Origin of the sequence: Halobacterium bonnevillei (assembly GCF_009831555.1) — an archaeon.
GTDB lineage: Archaea > Halobacteriota > Halobacteria > Halobacteriales > Halobacteriaceae > Halobacterium > Halobacterium bonnevillei.
The window spans coordinates 1-1,435 of record NZ_WUUU01000328.1 but is presented as its reverse complement, the minus strand read 5'-3'; the positions used below and the strand labels follow the sequence as shown (position 1 = coordinate 1,435).

2 protein-coding genes are annotated in these 1,435 nt (G+C 72.8%); both read left to right on the top strand.

The genetic code is table 11. The features are described 5' to 3' along the window. Nucleotides 1–229: enolase C-terminal domain-like protein (locus GRX66_RS18985; RefSeq protein WP_325064205.1), on the top strand; the 229-nt coding region annotated here is incomplete at its 5' end. Continuing rightward, nucleotides 229–1,435 (top strand): AMP-binding protein (locus tag GRX66_RS18980; protein ID WP_159527845.1); only part of this gene is annotated, 1,207 nt, incomplete at its 3' end. The genes GRX66_RS18985 and GRX66_RS18980, both read left to right, overlap by 1 nt.

Sequence of the window (1,435 nt, the reverse complement as noted above, 5' to 3'; positions counted from 1 at the left end):
AGTCGTCACGACGACCATCGACGGCGCCGTCGCCCGTACAGCGGCCGTCCACCTCGCCGCGAGCCTCCCCGACGTCCCGGCGTGCGGCCTCGCGACGGCGGAATGGCTCGACGCGGACCTCGCAGCCGATCCCGCCCCCGTCGAGGACGGCCGAATCCGCGTCCCGGACGGCCCAGGACACGGCGTGGACGTGGACCGTGAGTCACCGCTCCCCGGAGGTGCGGACTGATGCGGGATGCCGTCGCGCTCCAGACGCGTAGCAACCCGGACGCCGTGGCACTCGTCGACGCGGCCACCGACGGTTCGTGGACGTATCGCGAACTCCACGACGACGTCCAGACGATCGCCGGCCAACTCGCAGCGGCGGGCGTCCAGCGCGGCGACCGCGTCGCCGTCATCATGGAGACGCGGCCCGCGTTCGTGCGACTGGCGTTCGCGTGCGCTCGCCTCGGCGCCGTCCTCGTGCCGCTGAACGCGCGCCTGGCTACGCCGGAACTCCGCGCGCAGGCAGAATCCGTCGGCCCGGTCCTGTGCGTGTGCGAGCGAGACACGGAGGACGCGGCTGTCGACCTTGGGCCGACGCCTGTCCTGAGCGTGGACGGCGACGGGGAGGCCGACTCGCTGTCCGCACGCGACCCAACAAGGGTCGAGGCTGCCGACCTCGCCTGGTCCGACACTCGTGCGGTGCTGTTCACGTCGGGGACCACGGGCGACCCGAAGCCCGTGCGCTTGACGTACGGGAACTTCGCGGCGAGCGCCGTCGCGTCCGCGTTCCGCCTCGGCGTGCTCCCCGACGACCGCTGGCTCTGCCCGCTCTCGCTGTACCACATGGGCGGGCTCTCAGTCGTGTTACGGTCCGCGCTCTACGGGACGACGGCAGTCCTCACCCGGGGGTTCGACGCGGAGACGGTCGGAACCGCGCTCGCCGACTACGACTGCGCCGGCGTGTCGCTCGTGCCGACGATGCTCAAGCGCCTCCTCGACGAACACCCCGGGGGCCTCCCGGACTCGCTGCGGTTCGCGCTCGTAGGTGGGGCTCCCACGCCGCCGACACTCGTCGAACGCGCGGTGGACGCCGGGGTTCCGGTGTGTCCCACCTACGGCGCGACCGAGACCACGTCCCAGGTGGCGACCCTCGGGCCGGGCGAAGCCCGGCACGCTCCCGAATCTGTCGGCCGCCCGCTGCTCGGTACCGAGGTGACAATCGTCGACGACGACGGCGAACCGCTCCCGGCGGGGGAGACCGGCGAAATCGTCGTCTCCGGCCCTACCGTCATGCCCGGCTACCTCGCCGGGGCCGCGACCGACGGGCGGTTCGGCCCGCACGGCCTCCGGACCGGCGACCAGGGGTACCTGGACGACGAGGGTTTCCTCTACGTCGGCGGCCGGCGGACCGACCAGATAGTCACTGGCGGCGAGAACGTCCACCCCGAGG